This is a genomic window from Virgibacillus carmonensis (assembly GCF_057836705.1).
Genome location: NZ_JBYQFJ010000398.1, coordinates 1 through 525 on the forward strand (window position 1 = coordinate 1; position 525 = coordinate 525).

The 525-nt window shown below is 41.1% G+C and carries 1 protein-coding gene; it reads left to right on the plus strand.

The window, feature by feature from the left end; translation table 11 throughout:
- Window positions 1-255: 255 nt before the first annotated feature.
- Window positions 256-525 (plus strand): AMP-binding protein (locus tag AC3G7N_RS22560; RefSeq protein WP_489424330.1); only part of this gene is annotated, 270 nt, incomplete at its 3' end.

Sequence of the window (525 nt, forward strand, 5' to 3'; positions counted from 1 at the left end):
GATTTTTGCCGTAAATTCCGGATTGTTGGAATCCATTCCAATAATTCGGAATTTTCTTATTGGTATGCTTGTCACGGCGTAATTGCTATCTGTCTAACGATCATTCCAGAATATTGGAAAACCCCAATTTCATAAGGCGTTGAATTGCTGTCCATAATGGATTTTTATAGTTGGCACGTTATTTGCATTAATAGAAGGAAGGAAATGCAAGCCGATTTTCAATATGTATGCGCTTACAAAGAAGGGGGTAATCGTTTGGATTTAGGTTATATGACAAGAGGAGTTATGCACCACGGGAATCAATCGGATCAAAGAAAAGTGGCACTCCAGCTTGAAAAAGAGGCATCGTGGTCATACGAGCAACTGGATTATTTTTCAAACAGCTATGCGAATAAGCTGAAAGAGCTGGGCGTTGAAAAAGGTGATCGCGTGGGAATTCTGCTGTACAACTGCCTGGAATATTTCGGTCTGTATTTTGCCGCAGCTAAGCTCGGTGCGATTGCTGTCAGGTTGAATTTTCGTCTG